Origin of the sequence: Thiovibrio frasassiensis (assembly GCF_029607905.1) — a bacterium.
Classification (GTDB): domain Bacteria; phylum Desulfobacterota; class Desulfobulbia; order Desulfobulbales; family Desulfurivibrionaceae; genus Thiovibrio; species Thiovibrio frasassiensis.
The window spans coordinates 353,401-371,282 of sequence record NZ_JAPHEH010000001.1 but is presented as its reverse complement, the minus strand read 5'-3'; the positions used below and the strand labels follow the sequence as shown (position 1 = coordinate 371,282).

16 protein-coding genes are annotated in these 17,882 nt (G+C 56.4%); all 16 read right to left on the bottom strand.

The features are described 5' to 3' along the window. Positions 1-172: 172 nt before the first annotated feature. On the bottom strand, positions 173-2,314 hold the full coding sequence (locus tag OLX77_RS01680; protein ID WP_307631851.1) for a glutamine synthetase III family protein: 2,142 nt from the start codon (positions 2,312-2,314) through the stop codon (positions 173-175). Between the two features lie 121 nt (positions 2,315-2,435). After that, positions 2,436-4,991: a [protein-PII] uridylyltransferase gene (gene glnD, locus OLX77_RS01675; protein WP_307631850.1), complete on the bottom strand. Its 2,556-nt coding sequence runs from the start codon at positions 4,989-4,991 to the stop codon at positions 2,436-2,438. Between the two features lie 77 nt (positions 4,992-5,068). After that, positions 5,069-5,407 (bottom strand): P-II family nitrogen regulator, encoded by a 339-nt coding sequence (locus OLX77_RS01670; RefSeq protein WP_307631849.1) that lies wholly within the window; start codon positions 5,405-5,407, stop codon positions 5,069-5,071. Between the two features lie 239 nt (positions 5,408-5,646). Next, complete coding sequence (locus OLX77_RS01665; protein ID WP_307631848.1) at positions 5,647-6,861, bottom strand: ammonium transporter; 1,215 nt, start codon at positions 6,859-6,861, stop codon at positions 5,647-5,649. A 238-nt stretch (positions 6,862-7,099) separates the two neighbouring features. Then, positions 7,100-8,008: a flagellar basal body-associated FliL family protein gene (locus tag OLX77_RS01660; RefSeq protein ID WP_307631847.1), complete on the bottom strand. Its 909-nt coding sequence runs from the start codon at positions 8,006-8,008 to the stop codon at positions 7,100-7,102. An 8-nt stretch (positions 8,009-8,016) separates the two neighbouring features. Continuing rightward, a complete protein-coding gene (locus tag OLX77_RS01655; protein WP_307631846.1) occupies positions 8,017-8,394 on the bottom strand; it encodes a response regulator in 378 nt (125 codons plus the stop codon). Between the two features lie 191 nt (positions 8,395-8,585). Then, entirely contained in the window at positions 8,586-9,368 is a 783-nt protein-coding gene (locus OLX77_RS01650) for a FliA/WhiG family RNA polymerase sigma factor (RefSeq protein WP_307631845.1), read from the bottom strand. A 57-nt stretch (positions 9,369-9,425) separates the two neighbouring features. Then, positions 9,426-10,286, bottom strand: coding sequence for a MinD/ParA family protein (locus tag OLX77_RS01645; RefSeq protein WP_307631844.1), 861 nt, complete (start codon positions 10,284-10,286; stop codon positions 9,426-9,428). Positions 10,287-10,441: 155 nt separating this feature from the next. Beyond that, on the bottom strand, positions 10,442-11,704 hold the full coding sequence (gene flhF, locus OLX77_RS01640) for a flagellar biosynthesis GTPase FlhF (RefSeq protein WP_307631843.1): 1,263 nt from the start codon (positions 11,702-11,704) through the stop codon (positions 10,442-10,444). A gap of 15 nt (positions 11,705-11,719) precedes the next feature. Next, positions 11,720-13,834 carry a flagellar biosynthesis protein FlhA gene (flhA, locus tag OLX77_RS01635; RefSeq protein WP_307631842.1) on the bottom strand — a complete coding sequence of 705 codons (2,115 nt, stop codon included), beginning with the start codon at positions 13,832-13,834 and terminating at the stop codon, positions 11,720-11,722. A 75-nt stretch (positions 13,835-13,909) separates the two neighbouring features. Further along, positions 13,910-14,980, bottom strand: a complete 1,071-nt coding sequence (flhB, locus tag OLX77_RS01630) for a flagellar biosynthesis protein FlhB (RefSeq protein WP_307631841.1) — start codon at positions 14,978-14,980, stop codon at positions 13,910-13,912. 3 nt (positions 14,981-14,983) lie between these two features. Then, a complete protein-coding gene (gene fliR, locus OLX77_RS01625; RefSeq protein ID WP_307631840.1) occupies positions 14,984-15,775 on the bottom strand; it encodes a flagellar biosynthetic protein FliR in 792 nt (263 codons plus the stop codon). Positions 15,776-15,792: 17 nt separating this feature from the next. Further along, positions 15,793-16,062, bottom strand: a complete 270-nt coding sequence (gene fliQ / locus OLX77_RS01620) for a flagellar biosynthesis protein FliQ (protein ID WP_307631839.1) — start codon at positions 16,060-16,062, stop codon at positions 15,793-15,795. A 2-nt stretch (positions 16,063-16,064) separates the two neighbouring features. Then, positions 16,065-16,829 (bottom strand): flagellar type III secretion system pore protein FliP, encoded by a 765-nt coding sequence (gene fliP / locus OLX77_RS01615; protein ID WP_307631838.1) that lies wholly within the window; start codon positions 16,827-16,829, stop codon positions 16,065-16,067. Further along, positions 16,819-17,385, bottom strand: coding sequence for a FliO/MopB family protein (locus tag OLX77_RS01610; RefSeq protein ID WP_307631837.1), 567 nt, complete (start codon positions 17,383-17,385; stop codon positions 16,819-16,821). The genes fliP and OLX77_RS01610 overlap by 11 nt, the downstream gene beginning before the upstream one ends. A gap of 52 nt (positions 17,386-17,437) precedes the next feature. Beyond that, the gene (fliN, locus tag OLX77_RS01605; protein WP_307631836.1) at positions 17,438-17,857 is read right to left on the bottom strand and encodes a flagellar motor switch protein FliN; all 420 of its coding nucleotides are present in this window, start codon (positions 17,855-17,857) and stop codon (positions 17,438-17,440) included. Positions 17,858-17,882 lie beyond the last annotated feature (25 nt).

Below are 17,882 nucleotides of genomic sequence, written 5' to 3'. Positions count from 1 at the left end.
CGTTTCTTTGGGCAAGCAAGGAAATGAACATCTTGACTTTACGTTACATTTTTCCGGATTCCGGATGAATAGCTAAAAAAAAGAGGGGGAGCCAATTGGCTCCCCCTCTTTTTTAATCATCGTTGCAACAGTCTGAAACGGGTACAAGCCCCGTCTCTTGGCTGCTGTATTCTTACAAATTAAACAGCAAATCGCTGTAGGTCGGTACCGGCCAGAGAGTATCCGGCATGATGGCCTCAAGCGCATCGATGTCTCCGCGCAGATCGGTCATGGCGGGGAATACCTTGTCGCGGTATGCCGCACCCTGCTTGGCCACGTCGGAGATACCCTGGGCCTTCTTGGTTTCCACTTCCAGCTTGGCCACCTTCTTGCCTGCTGCCTCAAGGTGTTTGCCAACCTCCTCCAGCAATCCCTTTTGCACCGAACCGTATTTGCCGGCTGCGGCCAGGGAGGCGCCAAGTTCCGCGACAAACTGGATGGCCGCCGGGATGAACTGACGTTTGGTCATCTGGATGGCGGTGAGGGCCTCGATGTTGATGTGCTTGGCATACTGCTCCACATAGATGTCGTAGCGGGAATGCAGCTCATCCTTCGAAAGCACGTTGTACTTGCCGAACAGCTTGATCGCCTTGGGGGAGATAAAGGCCTTGAGCGCGTCCACGGTGTTGCGGGTGTTGGGCAGGCCGCGCTTCTCGGCTTCCTTGGCCCACTCGGCGGAGTAGTTGTTGCCGTTGAAGATGATCCGGCCATGTTTGGTCATGGCGTCTTTGAGAATGGCTTGGATTTCCTTGTTCACGTCCTTGGCTTTTTCCAGACGAACGGCGATCTCTTCCAGGGCCTCGGCGGCAATGGTGTTCAGGGCCACATTGGGACCGGCGATGGACTGGGCGGAGCCGACCATGCGGAACTCGAACTTGTTACCGGTGAAGGCAAAGGGCGAGGTCCGGTTCCGGTCGGTGTTGTCCTTGGGCAGCTCGGGCAGGGAGTCAACCCCGATTTTCAAGGTCTGGCAGGCGCCCTTCTTGCAGATCTTCTCGCCCTTGGCCAGCTTTTCCAGAACATCGGAGAGCTCCTGGCCCAGGAAGATGGAGATGATCGCGGGCGGGGCCTCGTTGGCGCCCAACCGGTGATCGTTGCCGGAGCTGCCGCAGGTGGCGCGCATGATGTCGGCATGGGTGTCCACTGCCTTGATCAGGGCGGAAATGAAGACCAGAAACTGGGCGTTGTCCTCGGGGGTCTGGCCCGGATCAAGCAGGTTGATGCCGTCGTCGGTGGAGAGCGACCAGTTGTTGTGCTTGCCGGAACCGTTTACTCCGGCATAGGGCTTCTCGTGCAACAGGCAGACCATGCCGTGGCGCAGGGCCACCTTCTGCATGGTTTCCATGACCAGCTGGTTGTGGTCGGTGGCCATGTTGGTGGTGGTGAAAACCGGGGCCATCTCGAACTGGGCCGGGGCCACCTCATTGTGTTTGGTTTTGGAGGAGATGCCCATCTTCCAGAGCTCGATGTCCAGATCCTTCATGTAGGAGGAAACCCGATCCTTGATGGCGCCGAAGTACTGGTCTTCCAGTTCCTGGCCCTTGGGGGCGGGGGCGCCGAACAGGCTGCGGCCGCAGGTCATCAGGTCGAGGCGTTGCAGGTAGTACTCTTTTTCCACCAGGAAGTATTCCTGCTCCGCGCCCACCGTGGAGCTGACGATGCTGGAGGTGGTGTTGCCCATGGCCTTGAGCACCCGCAGTGCCTGTTTGGCAACGACGCTCATCGAGCGGAGCAGGGGGGTCTTCTTGTCCAGGGCTTCGCCCTTGTAAGAGCAGAAGGCGGTGGGGATGCAGAGGGTCACATCGCCGGATTCGTCTTCCTTGAGGAAGGCGGGGGAGGTACAGTCCCAGGCGGTGTAGCCGCGGGCCTCGAAGGTGACGCGCAAGCCGCCGCTGGGGAAGGAAGAAGCATCCGGTTCGCCCTGGATCAGTTGCTTGCCGGAAAACTCCATGATCACCCCGCCATCGTCGGTGGGGGAGATGAAGGAGTCGTGCTTTTCGGCGGTGGTGCCGGTAAGGGGCTGGAACCAGTGGGTGTAATGGCTGGCGCCCTTTTCGATGGCCCAGTCCTTCATGGCGTTGGCTACCACCGAGGCGACGTCCGGCGGCAGGGAAGAACCGGTGGTGATGGTTTTCTGCAGAGCCTTGTAGGTCTCCTTGGGCAGTCTTTCCTTCATGGTTTTGTTGTTGAACACGTTGGTGCCGAACAGCTCTGGCACGGTCATCAGGGTCTGGTCGTAGTCGTTACCGCAACCACAGGTGCAATTGTCACTCATTGTGTTTCTCCTTATTTTTTGGGTGCTGAAGGGTAAGGTTGAAAAATTTCCACCCCCGATTCAAAGGGGGCGGCATCCGTTTAAGCCAACCGCTGGCGGTTGGCATTGTTCCCGGGTAATTTTACCATTGTAACTTCGTCCCTGTTCCCGTCTCATTTTCTGCAATATGGAGAAGGGCCTTTGAGATTTCCTCCTGAAAAGAAGCGTTGTTGATCTTGGTGGCGAAGGAGTCCAGGGTATAGAAAACATCGACTACCTGATCGCCATCCGAGCTGAATCTTGCCCGGTGGATGTTGATTTCAAAATCGGCCAGGGTTCGGGTGATATCGTAGAGCAATCCTGGCCGGTCATTGGCAAAAACCTCGATGATCGTATACTGTTCCGATATCTTGTTGTCTATAACAACCCGCGGGGGAGCCTGCACGTTTTTTTGCCCAGAGGGGCGGAAGGCGGAGCGGAATTTATCGACCAAACGGTGGCTGAGGCCAAGACGATTTTTCAGGGCCAGGTTGAGGTCTTCGCCGAGCGCCTGCCAGTTCTGTTCGGCATAGCTCAGCTCCGCTGTCGGACGAACGTTGAGTACATCCACTGCCGTGCCATCTTCCCAAGTGAAGATCTGGGCGCTCACCACATTCAGGCCATGCAGGGCCAAGGTTCCGCAGATTTTTGCCAGCAGGCCGGTGGAGTCGTGGGCCATCACCAGGACCGACCAGGACAAGCCGTGGTCGGCGGGCTCGGTAATGGCCTGTTTGTCATTTTTTAATCCGGTGCGCAGTCGGAGATGATGGGCGATCTCTTCCGGGGGAAAGCTCAGCAGATATTCCTCCGGAAGGATTTTGTAATCGGTCGGAGCCGCCTTGCCAAGGATTGCCCGAACCTGTTCCAGCATCCAGTCGGCGCCCTGGCTTTTGTCGGGAGGGGGGGCGTCCTGTCGTTCCAGAAGATGAGAGATTTTGAGGGACATTTCCAGAAGCAGGGCGCCCTTCCATTCGCTCCAGGCTGTCGGCCCGGTGGCTTTTGCGTCGGCGATGGAGAGCAGGTAGAGCATGGTCAACCGCTCCTGGCTCTGGATTTGTTCTGCGCATTGCCGGAGAAAGGCATCATCGTCAAGATCGCGGCGCAAGGCGGTTACGGTGAGGAAGAGATGCTTGGCCACGAGAAATTGTAGGCAGGCTGTTTCTTCCCGGGTGAGTCCCAAACGTTTGCCTACTCCGGCGGCAAGGATGCTGCCGTGCTGGGCGTGATCTTCGTGGTGCCCCTTGCCGATGTCGTGCAGGAGCGCGGCCAGAAAAAGGACGTGGGGAGATGCGATGCCCGCGAAAGGGGTTTTGTCGAGGGAGATTTTTTTCAGCTCGGCCACGGTTTGCAGGAGGTGCCGGTCAACCGTGAAAACATGGTAGACATCGTGCTGGGCCAGGGCGTGGATCTGCTCAAACTCTGGGAGATAGGCGGTGAGCAGTCCGGTGTCCAGCAGAACAGCGAGGACGCTCATCACGTCCTTGCTGTTTTTCAAAACATCGAAAAAGGGTTTGGCCATTCGTTTTGAGTGACGCAGCTTGTCATCCACCAGATGCAGGTTGGCGGTTATGATTTTTCTGCTGCGATGATGGATCTCGAGCCCGGTTTTTCCTGCATGGGCAAAGAGACGCATCAGCAGATAGGGGCGCTTCTCGAGAAGCGCCTGATCGGTCAGGTGCAGCCGCTCCTGGCGAATCGTGATCCCTGGCTCGATGGTCTGCTCCACCGGGTTGGCGCGCGGTGCGCCCAGGGTTTCATCGACATGTTCAAAAAACAGATCGGTGGTGGTGGCGATGGCCTGCAGGTGTCGGTAGGTATCCTGCATGAAGCGTTCAACTCCGAGAGTGCCTCGGGTGTCGTGATATTTGAAGGCCTTTGCCATCTCTTCCTGATATTCGAAGAACAGCTGGTCGTTTTTTCTGCCGCTGAGGTAATGGAGCCTGTTGCGGATCTTGATCAGGAAATCCCTGGCCTGGGCGAAACTTTCTTTTTCCTGGGGCGAGATCAGCCCTGCTTCTTCGATGTCGTCAAGCGCCTGCAAGCCGAAGAGGGCGTGGCTTACCCAGATTATGGCTTGAATATCGCGGAAGCCGCCGCGGCTTTCCTTGATATTCGGTTCCAGTTGGTAGCTGTGCATGCCAAACCGTTGATGGCGTTCGTTGCGGTGCTGTATCATAGTGTGCAAGAATTCCTGTCGGTGCCCAGCCAATAATTCCCGGTGGAATGACTGCCGCATCGCATTGAAAAGCGGCAGGGAGCCTGCAATGTGGCGCGCATCCAGCAGCGCCACCTGAAAAAAGAAGTCCTGCCTGGCATCAGCCAGGCAGGCATCCTCTGTTCTTACTCCATGGCCGACCTCAAGTCCCGCATCCCACAGGGGATAAAACAGGGCTTCCGTCACTGGCCCGAGGCGATGCTCTGCCTCGGGGGCATGGAGCAGAAGGAGGTCAATGTCCGAATAGGGAAACAGTTCTTTTCGGCCATAGCCGCCAAGAGCAATAAGGCACATGCCCTCTGATGCTTCCGGGCAGTTGGCAAAGCAAGCCGCGAGATAGTCATCGATGAGCTGCGAGTTTTTATGGAGGAGGGCCTGACCGCTCAGCCCCTGACGCCAGAGATACTCCAGGGCCTCCCGTTTTGCCCGCAGCTCAACATCCATCACTGAGGAGCCGTTAGGAAATAATCTGTAGTTTTTTTGCTCATTTCGTTACGGCTCCTTATGCCGGTTACGACGGCCTAGATCGCCTCGTTCCCGGTTTCCCCCGTGCGGACGCGGATAACCTCTTCCACCGGCAAGACAAAGATTTTGCCATCGCCGATCTTGCCGGTGTTGGCGGTTTCCCGGATGCAATTGACCACAGCCTCAACCATCCCGGATTCGACAATGATCTCGATCTTGACCTTGGGGATAAAATCGACGATGTATTCCGCGCCGCGGTAAATTTCCTTATGTCCTTTCTGGCGGCCGTATCCCTTGACTTCGGAGATGGTCATGCCCTTGATGCCCATTTCGTTCAAGGCGTCCTTGACATCGTCCAGCTTGAACGGCTTGATAATTGCCTCGATCTTCTTCATGCAATTCTCCTTTTCTGGTAACTGCCCGGCAGCACCGCATCTGCGTTGTCATCGGCCAGCTCATGTGCACCAGCACAGGTCGCCGACCTCTTCCTAGCAGCCGCGGTACCGCCGAACAGTTACGCTTCGTTGGTTTTTCTCGCTTTCCGGCTTCAAGCGGGATAGTTACCTTTTCTTCGCGGTGGCAGTGTGCAGCGGCGGGGCAGGGAGTGACGCTTGTTCCCGGAACGCTGACGCTGTTAGAGTGAGTAGCCGATTTCGCTGTGCTGGGTTAGATCCAGACCCTGAACCTCTTCCTCTTCGCTGACCCGGAGACCGATCACCAGGTCGACAAACTTGAGGATAATGAATGTTACCACAACCGAGTAGGCGATGGTCGTAAAGGCATCCATGGCTTGGATGCCCAAGAGCTGCGGATTCCCGAAGAACAGGCCGTCCTTGCCTGCCGCATTGACGGCGGTGGTGGCAAACAGCCCTGTGGCCAACGCGCCCCAAAGGCCCCCGACTCCATGGACTCCGACCACGTCAAGGGCGTCGTCGTATCCGAGGCGGCTTTTGGCGAGAACTGCGAAGTAGCAGAGAGCGCCGGCCACCAGGCCGATGAGCACCGCGGAGGTGGCGCCGACAAAGCCGGCCCCCGGGGTGATGGCAACCAGGCCGGCAATGGCGCCGGAGGCGGCGCCCAGGGTGGTGGGTTTCCCTTGTGTTATCCATTCCGCGATCAGCCAGGAAAGCAGGGCTGCGCCGGTGGCGACCTGGGTGGTGAAAAAGGCGTTGACCGCGACACCGTTTGCCGACAAGGCGCTGCCCGCATTGAAGCCAAACCAGCCGAACCAAAGAATCCCCGCGCCAAGCATGGTCATGGTCAGATTGTGTGGATGAAATGATTCCTTGCCCCAGCCTTTGCGTTTTCCGAAAACCAAGGCCGCAACAAGGGCTGCCGCGCCTGAATTGATGTGAATGACAGTGCCGCCAGCAAAATCAAGGCCGCCGTGGCCGCTGATCCAGCCCCCGCCCCAAACCCAATGGCACACGGGCAAATAGACCAGGGTGCTCCAGAGAACAGTAAAGAGGAGAAAGGCTGGAAATTTTACCCGTTCCGCAAAGGTGCCGGTGATCAGCGCCGGGGTGATAACGGCGAACATCAGTTGGAATGCGCAGAACAGCAGATGGGGGATGGTGGCGGAATACTTGCCGGGTTCAAGGCCAACCCCGGCAAGCCCGGCCCAATCGAGGTTGCCGATCATGCCGTTGACATCGGGGCCGAAGGCCAAGGAGTAGCCATAGACCACCCAGATGATCGAGACGACACCAAGACAGACAAAACTTTGCAGAATCGTACTCAAAACATTTTTTGAGCGGACCATGCCGCCATAAAAAAGAGCCAGTCCCGGGGTCATCAGCATGACCAAGGCCGTGGCAATCAGCATGAATGCGGTATCACCTGTGTCCATAAACATCTCCTCTCTCTGTGCATTGTTTGGAATTGTTCCTTTCTCAGTTGGTAGCTATGCATGCTGCAGAATAAGATAAGCAAATCTCGTGCCAGCGGGATGCTGTTGCGTAAGGTGCTGATTTTTCGTGGGTATGGTGGTTATTTATAGGGCTGGTGGTGACAAAAAAATAACAAAAAAGTATAAACTTTATAATTTAAATACAAATTTGTAGTTTTTTGGTTAAGTTGGGAGGGGGTCAAGAAAGGTGGTACTGGTTAAAGATGATTGATTCGATGGGGGCCTCGGGCCATTGTTTCTGGAGCCAGGCGCGGAGTTCTTTGTTCATTTCGCCCCGGGCAAGAGAGTACCTGCGCAATTCTTCAAGAGGCTTGTTCTGAAAGAATTGATAGATGATGTCGCGGACAAATATTTTTTTGTCTGCGGGAGGCTCTTCCTGCTCGGCAAGGGAGGTGATCAGGGTGATGTCAACAAGAACAAAGGTGACTGGGGGGGCAGGCTGATCGCCTGTCGGGTTTTTTACCGGAATAACGAAGGCGGGGAAGGCCCATTTTTTACGGACTTTTCCCGGGTGAAGCTGGCTGGCTTCGTGCGCGTCCGGAGAGGATGTCCCGACCGTGTTGATGTCGGGAGGAGCCATTGTGCTTCCAGGATGTTCGGTAGAGGTGGTGGCAGTCTGGTGCAGGGAGGGGGGTGGTTTTTGTGTGGAGATTAAAACAATAAAAAGGCCGACAACAAGGAGCGGCAGAGCATAGAGGGGGATGCGGACAAAAATGGGCAGCGCTTGCAGCCGGGCGAACTGTGTTTGGGCAATTATTTTGGCGGAAATAAAAAGGGCGGGGAATGCCAGGAAACGGGTAAAGGGTTGAGCCTGTTTGGCACCGGCGGCGGTACCCTGATCTGGGATGCCGGAAAGAGTTTTTTCCAGCGAAGCATCGAGGTCCGGGGCGCCAACCCCGGCGGTGGCTGTCGGCTCGTTTTCCTCAAGGAAGAAATTCTCCTCCTCTTTGTCCTCGGAGAAAAACGCGTCATCCTCAGCCTGAAATGCGGATTCCCAGTCCTCCCCCCAGTTTGTTTCATCGTGGTCAGCAGCAGGATCCGTGCTGGCGAACTGGTCAACAGACTGGGGAGGGCGTTCGTCAGCCATATTTTAGATCAGAATATTTTGTTGAGTTTTTCGGAAAGGGTTTCAGCGGTGAATGGTTTAACAATGTACTGGCTGACCTTGGCCTTAACCGCCAAAATAATATTGTCCTGCTGTGCTTCCGCCGTCACCATGATAAAAGGCGTATTGGCCATGCTGGCGTCAGCCCGGACAGCTTTCAGCAGGTCGAGACCTGTCATCTTGGGCATGTTCCAGTCCGAGACGATAAGCCCGATTTTTTCGGATTTCAGGACATTCAGGGCCGTGGTGCCATCGTCCGCTTCAATGATATTTTTGAAGCCAAGCTGGGTGAGAATGTTTTTGACTATGCGTCGCATGGTGGCGAAATCGTCAACCACGAGAATTTTCATATTAGGATCAGCAGCCATATTTCCTCCCTAACAGCTTTGTGATACGAGTGGCCTGGGGGCATGTTCGCAGTGTTAATAAAAAACATATTAATTTTAGTGTAACTGTAACAATTGATTTTGGAAATAAAAAAAGAGGGTTATGGGGAGCAGCACTGTATTTTGGGCTGTTCTTTCGGGCATTGTATAAAAAAAGGGGCTTGCCGGCACGTTCAATTCGCCAGGGTCTTTTTCAGCTTGGTTCGGAGGCGGAACATGGCTTTGCTGTGCATCTGGGAAATACGTGACTCCGTATAGCCCAACACCTCGCCGATTTCCTTCATCGTTAGTTCTTCCTGATAATAGAGGGAGACAGTCAGTTTTTCTTTTTCCGGGAGATCGGAAATGGCATCAGCGATGAGTTCCCTAATCTGGGACAGGTTGATGGCGGTGAAGGGATCGCGATCGTCCATGGCGAAGGTTTCCGCCAGGGTAGGATCGCTTGTTTCTGTTGATTTCTGACGAAGAAATTCGATATCCATGAAAGAGACGGACTTGGTTTCATCAAGGAGCTTGTAGAAATCATCCAAGGCAAGGCCCATGGTCTGGGCGACTTCCTCGTCCGTGGCCGGTCTGCCCATCTTCTTTTCAATGTCGGCATAGGCCTTTTCCAGGTCCGTGGTCTTCCGCCGCACGGAACGGGGCACCCAATCCAAGGCGCGAAGTTCGTCGAGCATCGCGCCCTTGACCCTGAATTCGGCATAGGTTTTGAATTGCACGTTTTTGGAAACATCAAATTTATTGATGGCGTCAATGAGGCCGATGATCCCGCAACTGATGAGATCATCGAGCGACACCTGCGCGGGAAGACGCGCCGCCAAGCGTGCCGCGATATACTTGATCAGCGGGGTGTAGGTCAGAATCAGCTCATTGCGTTTTTCTGCACTCAGCGGTTCTGCCTGGCTGAAAAAAGTATTCGTGTAGTCTTTGAACTTGGGTGACAGCTGTTTGCTCATACCGGATAGGCCCGCAGGGGCAAAGGAGATTGATGGCCTGCAATATGGAAAAGTATATTACAGATCAACGAGTCCCTGCCAGAAAAATTTTATGTTCCCATCGGCTTTCATCTCGGGCTCTTCCTGGGAAATATTCCCGGCCACTTTACTGAACATCTTGCTGGACGGAGCATCCGGGAAGATGTCTGAGACCAGCCGCTGTTCGCGCACCGCAGTGGGGAGTTTGCTATCATAGGGGATATACCCGAGATAATCCAGGGAAAGCGAGTCGAGAAAACGGTCGGCCACAATGCTCAATTTCCGGAAAACAGCCAGAGCCTCCTTTTCGGAGCGCGCAAGATTGACCAGGATGCGGAATTTTTTCACGTCATGCCTGCTGGAGAGGACCTTGACCAGCGCGTAGGCGTCGGTCAGGGAGGTCGGTTCCGGGGTCAGGATGATGATGCGCTCCCGGGCCGCGAGATTGAAGTAGATCACGTTATTGTTGATGCCTGCGGCGGTGTCGATCAGCATGATGTCGATTTTTTGGGCCAGGGCCGACATCTCGGAAAGGAAGTACAACCGTTGCTGTTCGGTGAGGTCCGCCAGTTCCATGATCCCGGAGCTGGCGGGAAGAATGAGCAGACCCTCGGGCCCTTGCACCAAAACCTCTTGGAGCGTTTTTTCGCCCATGAAAACGTGGTGCAGGTTGTAGCGGGGGGTCAGACCGAGCAGGATGTCGACGTTGGCCAGGTTCAGGTCCGCGTCAAGGATCAGCACCTTTTTGCCACCCTTTGCCAGGGCATAGCCGAGGTTGGTGACGATATTCGTTTTGCCGACCCCGCCCTTGCCGCTGGTCACGCAAATGACCCGTGGTTGGGGCTCGGTTCGGCCGCGGGGCACCGCTGTTCTTTTCTTTTGGGTTTGCGAGTGGGTCATAAGCCTTTCCAGTGTTTCTGCCTGATTCATGTGCGTTCCCCGGGGGTGGTCATTGTTGTAATCGCGAAAAAAACGCGGTTACAACGGTTGTCACTTTGTAACCTTTGATCGTGTGCACGGACATGTGGGGAGTTTTCATTTTTGCGAGTCCATCATCATTGGGTCCATCTGCATTGGGCTTCGGTGGCAAGCTCACCGGCAGCCGCCTGCCAGCCCTGCCCGAATAGAGTCTGCAGGAATTCCCGGGAGGCGAGGAGGAAATCCTCCGGGACCCTCTGGCCGGTGCATAGGCAGGAAATGGGCAGTGCCGCGCCGGCCAGTAGCTGGCAGAGGGAAGCATATGCCCGGGTTTCATCGAGCTTGGAGAGGATCAGCCCCTTGACCCGCAAGGGCTCATAGGAGGAGAGGATCTGCTGCAGGTCTTCTTTCTTGCTGGTGGCGCTGAGCACGAGATACGGATCAATCCCGTTTTTCAAAGAAAACCATTCGCCCAGCTCCCGGATGTGGTTCGGATCATAAGGGCTCTTGCCCGCCGTATCGATGATGATCAGATCCTTGTCCTGATGGCGAAGAAGAGCCGTCTGCAGATCCCTTTTGCGCAGAGCGATTTCGCAGGGCAGACGCATGATCTTGGCATAGGTCCGCAGTTGGTCAGTGGCCCCTATCCGGTAACAATCCATGGAGAGAAGAGCCACCTTCATCCCTTCGTGAATGCTGTACCAAGCGGCGATTTTCGCGGCGGTCGTTGTTTTTCCCACCCCAGTTGGGCCGATCAGGGCCACCACGGTGGGCGCCTTGGTGATCCCGATGGCAAGGGGGGTTATCTGGAGCTGATCGATAATTTTGTCCCGCCACTGGGCAACCTGTTTCGGGTCGGGCCGACCGCCTTTTTGCGCGGCTTGCCCGGAGGAGTGACCCGAAAGGGAATGGCCGTCAAGTTCTTCCTTGGCGCAGTATTGCCGGCGCAGGAAATTGGCAAAACGCAACCGCAGGTCATTGGCTTCAAACTGGACCTTTGCGGCTTTGGTACCTTTTTCCCCCGAGTTGCTTGGCAGGGTGCGGGCGGAAAGCTCGGCGGACAGTTTGCGGTCAAAACCGGGTTGGGGCGGGGTCTGCTGTGGAGCTACCCGGCCGGCTGTATTTTTTGCCGGGGCCTGACGCACGGAATGATAGCCGTACCCCACCGTTTTCGGTAATCTGCCCTCCTTGGTGTCTGATCCCGGGGGCGGCAAGGTAATCTCCGGCTCCGGGTCATATTCCATGGCAGCCACCACTTCAATCCTCGGTCCGCCTCTGGCCGAGCCGCTTTTTCCGGGAAGATTGCGGGTCGAAAGAATAACCGCATCTTCTCCCAGCTCTTCCTTGACCATGGCCATGGCGCTGGATGTATCCGAGGCTTCAAAACGTTTGATTCGCATCGCTGCTCCTCACTTCTATTTCTTGGGGTTGAGTTCGATTGTCCCCAGGGATTGCAGTTGGGTCTGCGCGGTCAATTCATTATGGGAAAGGACGATGACGTGGGGCATGAACCTTTCCATGAGCCGTCGAAAATGGCGGCGGATAATCGGGGAGCAGACAATGATGGGCTGATAACCGTCCAGCGAAACTTTTTCCACCATGGTCTTTGCCGAGGCCAGTAAGCGTTGGGCCAGGTTCGGCTCCAGGTTAAGGAATACGCCCTGGTCACTTTTCTGCAATGATTCGCGCACCAGATCTTCGACCTGGGTGGAGAGGGTAAGGACTGTAAGTGTCCCTTGCTCATCGGTAAAGGAGCTGATAATGGAACGGGCGAGTTTCTGTCGGACATACTCGGTAAGGATGTCCGGGTCCTTGCCCATGGGCGCGAAGTCGGCCAGGGTTTCGCAGATGGTGAGCAGGTCGCGCAGCGATACCCGCTCCCGCAGGAGGTTCTGAAGTACCTTTTGCACAAGGCCAAGAGGCAGCAGGCCGGGTACCAGTTCTTCCACCACCTTGGGATGGGTTTTGGCCAGATTGTCCAGAAGCTTCTGGGTGTCCTGGCGGCCCAGGAGTTCATCGGCGTGGGTGCGCAGCACCTCGGTGAGATGGGTGGCGATCACCGTGGAGGGATCAACCACGGTGTAGCCCGCCACCTGGGCTTCGTCTTTTTTCTCCTGATCGATCCAGAGGGCGGGGAGCTGGAAGGCCGGCTCCATGGTGGGTATTCCTTCGATCTTCCGTTTGGCCATGCCGGAATCCATGGCCAGCAGATGGCCCATCATAATTTCCCCTTTGGCGACCTCCACCCCTTTGAGAAGGAGGACATACTGGTCGGGTTTGAGCTGGAGGTTGTCGCGCACATGTAAGGGCGGGATAATCATCCCCATGTCCATGGCAAACTGCCTGCGGATGGCCCGGATCCGTTCCAGAAGATCGCCTTCCTGGGCCTCGTCAACCAGAGGAATGAGACCATATCCCACTTCAAGTTGCAGGATATCCAGGGGCAACAGGCTTTCCACTGTTTCCGGCGCGCCGGGCAGGGGAGTGGCAGCCTGTTTTTCTTTTTCTGCTTCGACCTTTTTCTCTTCCTGGTCGGCGGCGGTTTTATTGAAGGCCATCAGCGAGATGGCTCCCATAATGATGCCCAACACGATAAAGGGGAGGTGCGGCAACCCCGGCACCAGGCCGAAGAGGATGATGATTCCGGAAGAAACCGCCAGGGCCTGGGGCTGGTGCCCGAACTGTTTCATGAATTCCTTGCCCATGGTCACATCGGAGGCCGCGCGGCTGACAATGATACCCGCGGAGGTGGAGATGACCAGGGCCGGAATCTGGGAGACCAGCCCGTCGCCGATGGTGAGCAGGGTATAGGTTTCCGCCGCTTGGGCAGCCCGCATGTTCTGCATGAAGGCGCCGATGAAGAACCCGCCGATGATATTGATGACCATGATCACCAAACTGGCCATGGCCTCGCCGCGCACGAATTTGCTGGCGCCGTCCATGGCTCCGTAAAATTCCGATTGGCGGCTGACTTCCGAGCGGCGGTGTTTCGCCTCCGCTTCGTTGATCAATCCGGCGTTGAGGTCCGCATCGATGGCCATCTGTTTGCCGGGCATGGCGTCCAGGGTGAAGCGGGCCGCCACCTCGGCAATACGGCCGGAACCCTTGGTGATAACCACGAAATTGATGAGCACCATGATCAGGAAGATGATCATGCCCACGGCAAAATTGCCGCCCACCACAAAATTGCCAAAGGATTGGATGACATCGCCCACCGCGCCTTGCCCTTCATGACCGTGCAGCAGGATGAGTCGGGTGGAGGCGATATTCAGCGCCAAGCGAAATAAGGTGGTGATCAGCAGCAGCGAGGGAAAGGAAGAAAAATCCAGCGGATTGGTATTGTACATACTCATCAGCAGGATGACCAAGCCGATGGTGATGTTCATGGAGAGCAGCAGGTCGAGGATGATGGTGGGCAGGGGAATGATCATGACCATGAGAATGGCCACGACTCCGACCGCCACGAAAAGGCTGGACATCTCGAAGTTGACTGCTTTCAGTCCTGTTGCTGCCCCGGTGTTATCTGCCATGGTTGTACGAACCCGTAGTGGTGAAGATGTGGGGGGAATCCGGCTGTCTTGATAATAATACCTTACGCATTGTCATCAGGCTCTTTTTCGCTTGAGGCTGTATACATAGGCGAGAACCTCGGCCACGGTCTGGAACAGGTTTTCCGGAATCGTTTCATTGAGGCCCGTGCTTTTGTACAACGCTTGGGCCAAGGGTTTGTCTTCGACCAGGGGGATGGCATGTTCCTCGGCGATTTTCCGGATATTCTGGGCGATAACCCCGGCGCCCTTGGCCAGGACCGTGGGGGCCACCATGGCAAGGGCATCGTAGCGCAGGGCGATGGCCAGACGGGTGGGGTTGGTGATCACCACATCGGCCTTGGGAACCTCGGCCATCATCCGTTGTCTGGCCATCTGCATCTGGATGGCCCGGATGCGCCCCTTGACGTGGGGATCGCCTTCGGTCTGTTTGGCTTCGTCCTTGATCTCCTGCTTGGTCATCTTCATTTTTTCCATGAACTGCCAGCGCTGAAAGGCATAGTCCGCCGCCGCGAGTATCGCGATGATCAGCGCCGATTTCAGAAAGATCCAGAAGGCGATCTTGCACATGAAGGCCAGGATGGGCATGGGCTCCTGATCCATGAGCGGCAGGATGCCGGGCAAGGCTTTTTGTATCTCCGCATAGGAAACGTAGCCGATGATGAGCAGTTTGCCCACGGATTTGACGACATTGGCCAGGGTCTGCTTGGAAAAGAGCCGGGAAAAACCCTGGATCGGATCGATCTTGTCGAACTTCGGCATCAGCTTTTCCGTGGTGAAGAGGAAGCCGACCTGGGCATAGTTGGAGGCCAGGGCCGCGATGAAGATGGCCCCCATGACCGGCGCGACGATGAGCACGGTCTGGAGCATGGATTCCCGGGTAAGCACGGTCATGTTGCTCGAGGTAATCGTAATGGTGTGCAGATTGCCGAGGTAATACCGGAGCAAGAGGAGGAATTGCCCCAGCATGAAATCGCTTGAATAATAGAGGGTGAGCAGGCCGGCGAGCAGGACTGCGGCGGAAGGCACTTCCATGCTCTTGGCGACATCCCCTTTTTCCCTGGCCTCTTGGATGCGGCGGGAGGTGGGGGCCTCGCTTTTTTCCTGGCCGGAGGATTCGTCCGCCATGGCTCAGCCTCCCATGCCCTGCGCCAGCCTGGGCAACAGCCGGGCCAGCATCTCAAAATTGGCAATCATCAGCGGCATGAGGTAGGCCAATGACAAACCGGCAAAGATAAAGCCGACCGCAAGATTGATGGGCAAGCCGACAATCATGATGGGAATCTGCGGAACGGTTTTGGCGACGATGCCCATGGCGACATGGGAAAAAAACAGGGCGGCGCCTGCCGGAGCCATGATCTTGACGGCAAGGACAAACATGTGGGATGCCCCCTGCATGAGCCCCTCGAAGGTGGCCTTGGTCAGGATGGCGCCGCCGGGTTTTATCCATTCAAAGCTTTCCACCAGGGTGGAGAAAAACATATGGTGGCCGTTGATCCCTAAAAAAATCAGGATGGCGGTGAGATTCCAGAGCATGCCCACCAGCGAGACCTGGGTGCCGAACTGGGGGTCCATGACCCCGGCCATGCCCATGCCCATCTGGATGCCGACCATCTGACCGGCGATTTCCGCCGCGGCAAAAACGCAGCGGGCAAAAACGGCCAGGGTCGCGCCCAAGAGGATTTCGCGGAGGACAAGGACGACAAAGCCAAGGGGGGGCCCGCTTATCAACCGTGGGTTCACCTGGATCACCGGGGTCAGGACCAGGGCGGTCATCAGGGCCAGCAGGATCTTGATTTGGGCCGGAACGGTGGTCGAGCCGATGACGGGCATAAAAAACAGGAGTGGCGCCACCCGGGTCAGGATAATGACCATGGTGAGGATCTGCGTCAGGGTCCAGTTCAGTAGCGCGACTTCAGGCATGGTTGCAGGGGTCTCCGTCAGTGGATGATGGTCGGGATGCTGACGATCAGATCATGGGTGTAATCCACCAGCTTGTTGATCATCCAGGAGGAAAGAAAGAGCAGGGTCGCCATAACGGCCACGATCTTGGGGACAAAGGTTAGGGTCATCTCCTGGATCTGGGTGATCGCCTGAAACAGAGAAATCAGCAATCCGACCACCATGGCCACCAGCAGCACTGGGGCGGAGAGCAACAGGGTCATGACCACAGCGTTTTGGGTAAGGTTGATTGCTTCGGCAGGAGTCATGGCTACACCCCAAAACTTTTTACGAGAGAGCCGACAATCAGGTACCAGCCATCCACCAGAACAAAAAGCAACAGCTTGAAGGGCAGGGAGACCATGACCGGCGGCAGCATCATCATGCCCATGGAGAGCAGGATGCTGGCCACCACCATGTCGATGATCATAAAGGGGAGGAAGAGGACAAAGCCAATGGTGAAGGCGGTTTTGAGCTCACTGATCATGAAGGCCGGGATGAGCACGGTGGTGGCGACCTCTTCCTTGTTTTTTGGCTTTGGGGTCTTGGCCAGGGAGAGAAAGAGCTCCAGGTCTTTTTCCCTGGTCTGCTTGAACATGAAGGCGCGCACCGGTTTTGCCGCCTCGACCAGGGCCTGTTCCGCGTTGATCTGTTCGGCCATGTATGGCTTGACGGCGGTGGTGTTGATCTCCGTAAAGACGGGGGTCATGATGAACATGGTCAGGAAAAGGGCCAAGCCGATCATGATCTGGGTCGGCGGCATCTGTTGGGTGCCCATGGCTTGGCGCAAAAAAGAAAAGGCGATCACCAACCGGGTGAAGGAGGTCATCATCAGGAGAATGGCCGGAGCCATGGAGAGCACCGTGAAGAGCAGGAGGATCTCGATGAGCACGGAAACCTGTTTGGGATTCTGGGCTTCGCCCAGCCCGATCTGCAGGGTGGGCAGGGTCACGGCAAAGCTGTCGCCGGGCCAAAGGAGGATGAGTCCTGCAAGGAGCCCGATGAGGATGGGCCAGGATGGCACTTTATTCCGCATTGGCAGAGCCTTCTTTTTTTTGTTTGAGCCCGGAAACGCCTTGGGCCGCCTTCTGGAGCATGGCGGCAAAAGCGGGTGGCAGCGGGGTGCTTCTTTTTTGGCTTGCCGCCGTGAGCCGCTCATTGGGCTCAAGGGTGGCAAGCAGGGTGATCTGTTGTTCGCCGAGTCCGACCACCAGATATGTTCCGGCGACCTCCAGGACGCTCACCTGCTTTTTGGCGGCCAGCATCTGGCTGTCGAGCACGGTAATGAGCCCTTCTGTCCGGGAACCGCCCTTGGTAAACCCCATTTTTTTTACCCAAAACAGCAGGAGCAGCATGAGGCCGATCACAATGATGAGTGAGCCAAGGGTTTTAAAGATGGCCGTGGTCAGGGAAATGGTTTCCTGATTGGCGGTGAGCAGCGGGGCGGCGGCTGTGCCGGTCGCGCCAGTGAGCTGTTCGGCGGCCAAGAGCATGAGCGGGCAGAAGAGATGGTAGAGCAGGCTGGCCGCCAAGGCGGCCAGCGCCTTGGCCCGGAACGGTCTTTGTGTGGATGATGGTTGCCGGATCGTCATAATGGTTCTGTCCACAGCCTTGCCGACAGGGTCGGTCAGAGGGTTTCCTTGCTCAGGCGATGTTTTTGACCCGGTCCGCCTGGCTGATGATTTCCGTGATCCGTACTCCGAACCGCTCGTTGACCACGATCACCTCACCTTTGCCCAGCAGCTTATCGTTGACAAAGATTTCCACCGGTTCGCCGGCCGCTTTGTCGAGTTCGACCACCGAGCCCTGGGTGAGTTGCAGCATCTTGTTGATAATCATGCTGGTCCGCCCCAGTTCGACGGTGACTTCCAGGGGGATGTCCAGCAGGAAGTCAAGGTTCTGGCTGCCGGTCGGGGCTGCGGCCACGGCATTGCCCAATTCGGCAAAAGCAGGTGCCTGAGCTCCCCCGGAAACTTCATGTTCGCTCAGGGCGGCAGCCCAGTCATCGCCGGGTGCTTCGGTTTCGCTTTGTGTGCCGGCGGCGTCCAACGGATCGTCAGCCATGGTTTTTCTCCTCTTTCAGGTGATC

Coding starts and splice junctions, on each gene's coding strand:
- flhA (WP_307631842.1), bottom strand. CDS start 13,834: ATGGCAGATAACACCGGGGCAGCAACAGGACTGAAAGCAGTCAACTTC.
- OLX77_RS01610 (WP_307631837.1), bottom strand. CDS start 17,385: ATGACGATCCGGCAACCATCATCCACACAAAGACCGTTCCGGGCCAAG.
- fliQ (WP_307631839.1), bottom strand. CDS start 16,062: ATGACTCCTGCCGAAGCAATCAACCTTACCCAAAACGCTGTGGTCATG.
- OLX77_RS01660 (WP_307631847.1), bottom strand. CDS start 8,008: ATGGCTGACGAACGCCCTCCCCAGTCTGTTGACCAGTTCGCCAGCACG.
- OLX77_RS01680 (WP_307631851.1), bottom strand. CDS start 2,314: ATGAGTGACAATTGCACCTGTGGTTGCGGTAACGACTACGACCAGACC.
- fliR (WP_307631840.1), bottom strand. CDS start 15,775: ATGCCTGAAGTCGCGCTACTGAACTGGACCCTGACGCAGATCCTCACC.
- OLX77_RS01650 (WP_307631845.1), bottom strand. CDS start 9,368: ATGAGCAAACAGCTGTCACCCAAGTTCAAAGACTACACGAATACTTTT.
- OLX77_RS01670 (WP_307631849.1), bottom strand. CDS start 5,407: ATGAAGAAGATCGAGGCAATTATCAAGCCGTTCAAGCTGGACGATGTC.
- flhB (WP_307631841.1), bottom strand. CDS start 14,980: ATGGCGGACGAATCCTCCGGCCAGGAAAAAAGCGAGGCCCCCACCTCC.
- OLX77_RS01655 (WP_307631846.1), bottom strand. CDS start 8,394: ATGGCTGCTGATCCTAATATGAAAATTCTCGTGGTTGACGATTTCGCC.
- fliN (WP_307631836.1), bottom strand. CDS start 17,857: ATGGCTGACGATCCGTTGGACGCCGCCGGCACACAAAGCGAAACCGAA.
- flhF (WP_307631843.1), bottom strand. CDS start 11,704: ATGCGAATCAAACGTTTTGAAGCCTCGGATACATCCAGCGCCATGGCC.
- glnD (WP_307631850.1), bottom strand. CDS start 4,991: ATGGATGTTGAGCTGCGGGCAAAACGGGAGGCCCTGGAGTATCTCTGG.
- OLX77_RS01665 (WP_307631848.1), bottom strand. CDS start 6,861: ATGGACACAGGTGATACCGCATTCATGCTGATTGCCACGGCCTTGGTC.
- OLX77_RS01645 (WP_307631844.1), bottom strand. CDS start 10,286: ATGACCCACTCGCAAACCCAAAAGAAAAGAACAGCGGTGCCCCGCGGC.
- fliP (WP_307631838.1), bottom strand. CDS start 16,829: ATGCGGAATAAAGTGCCATCCTGGCCCATCCTCATCGGGCTCCTTGCA.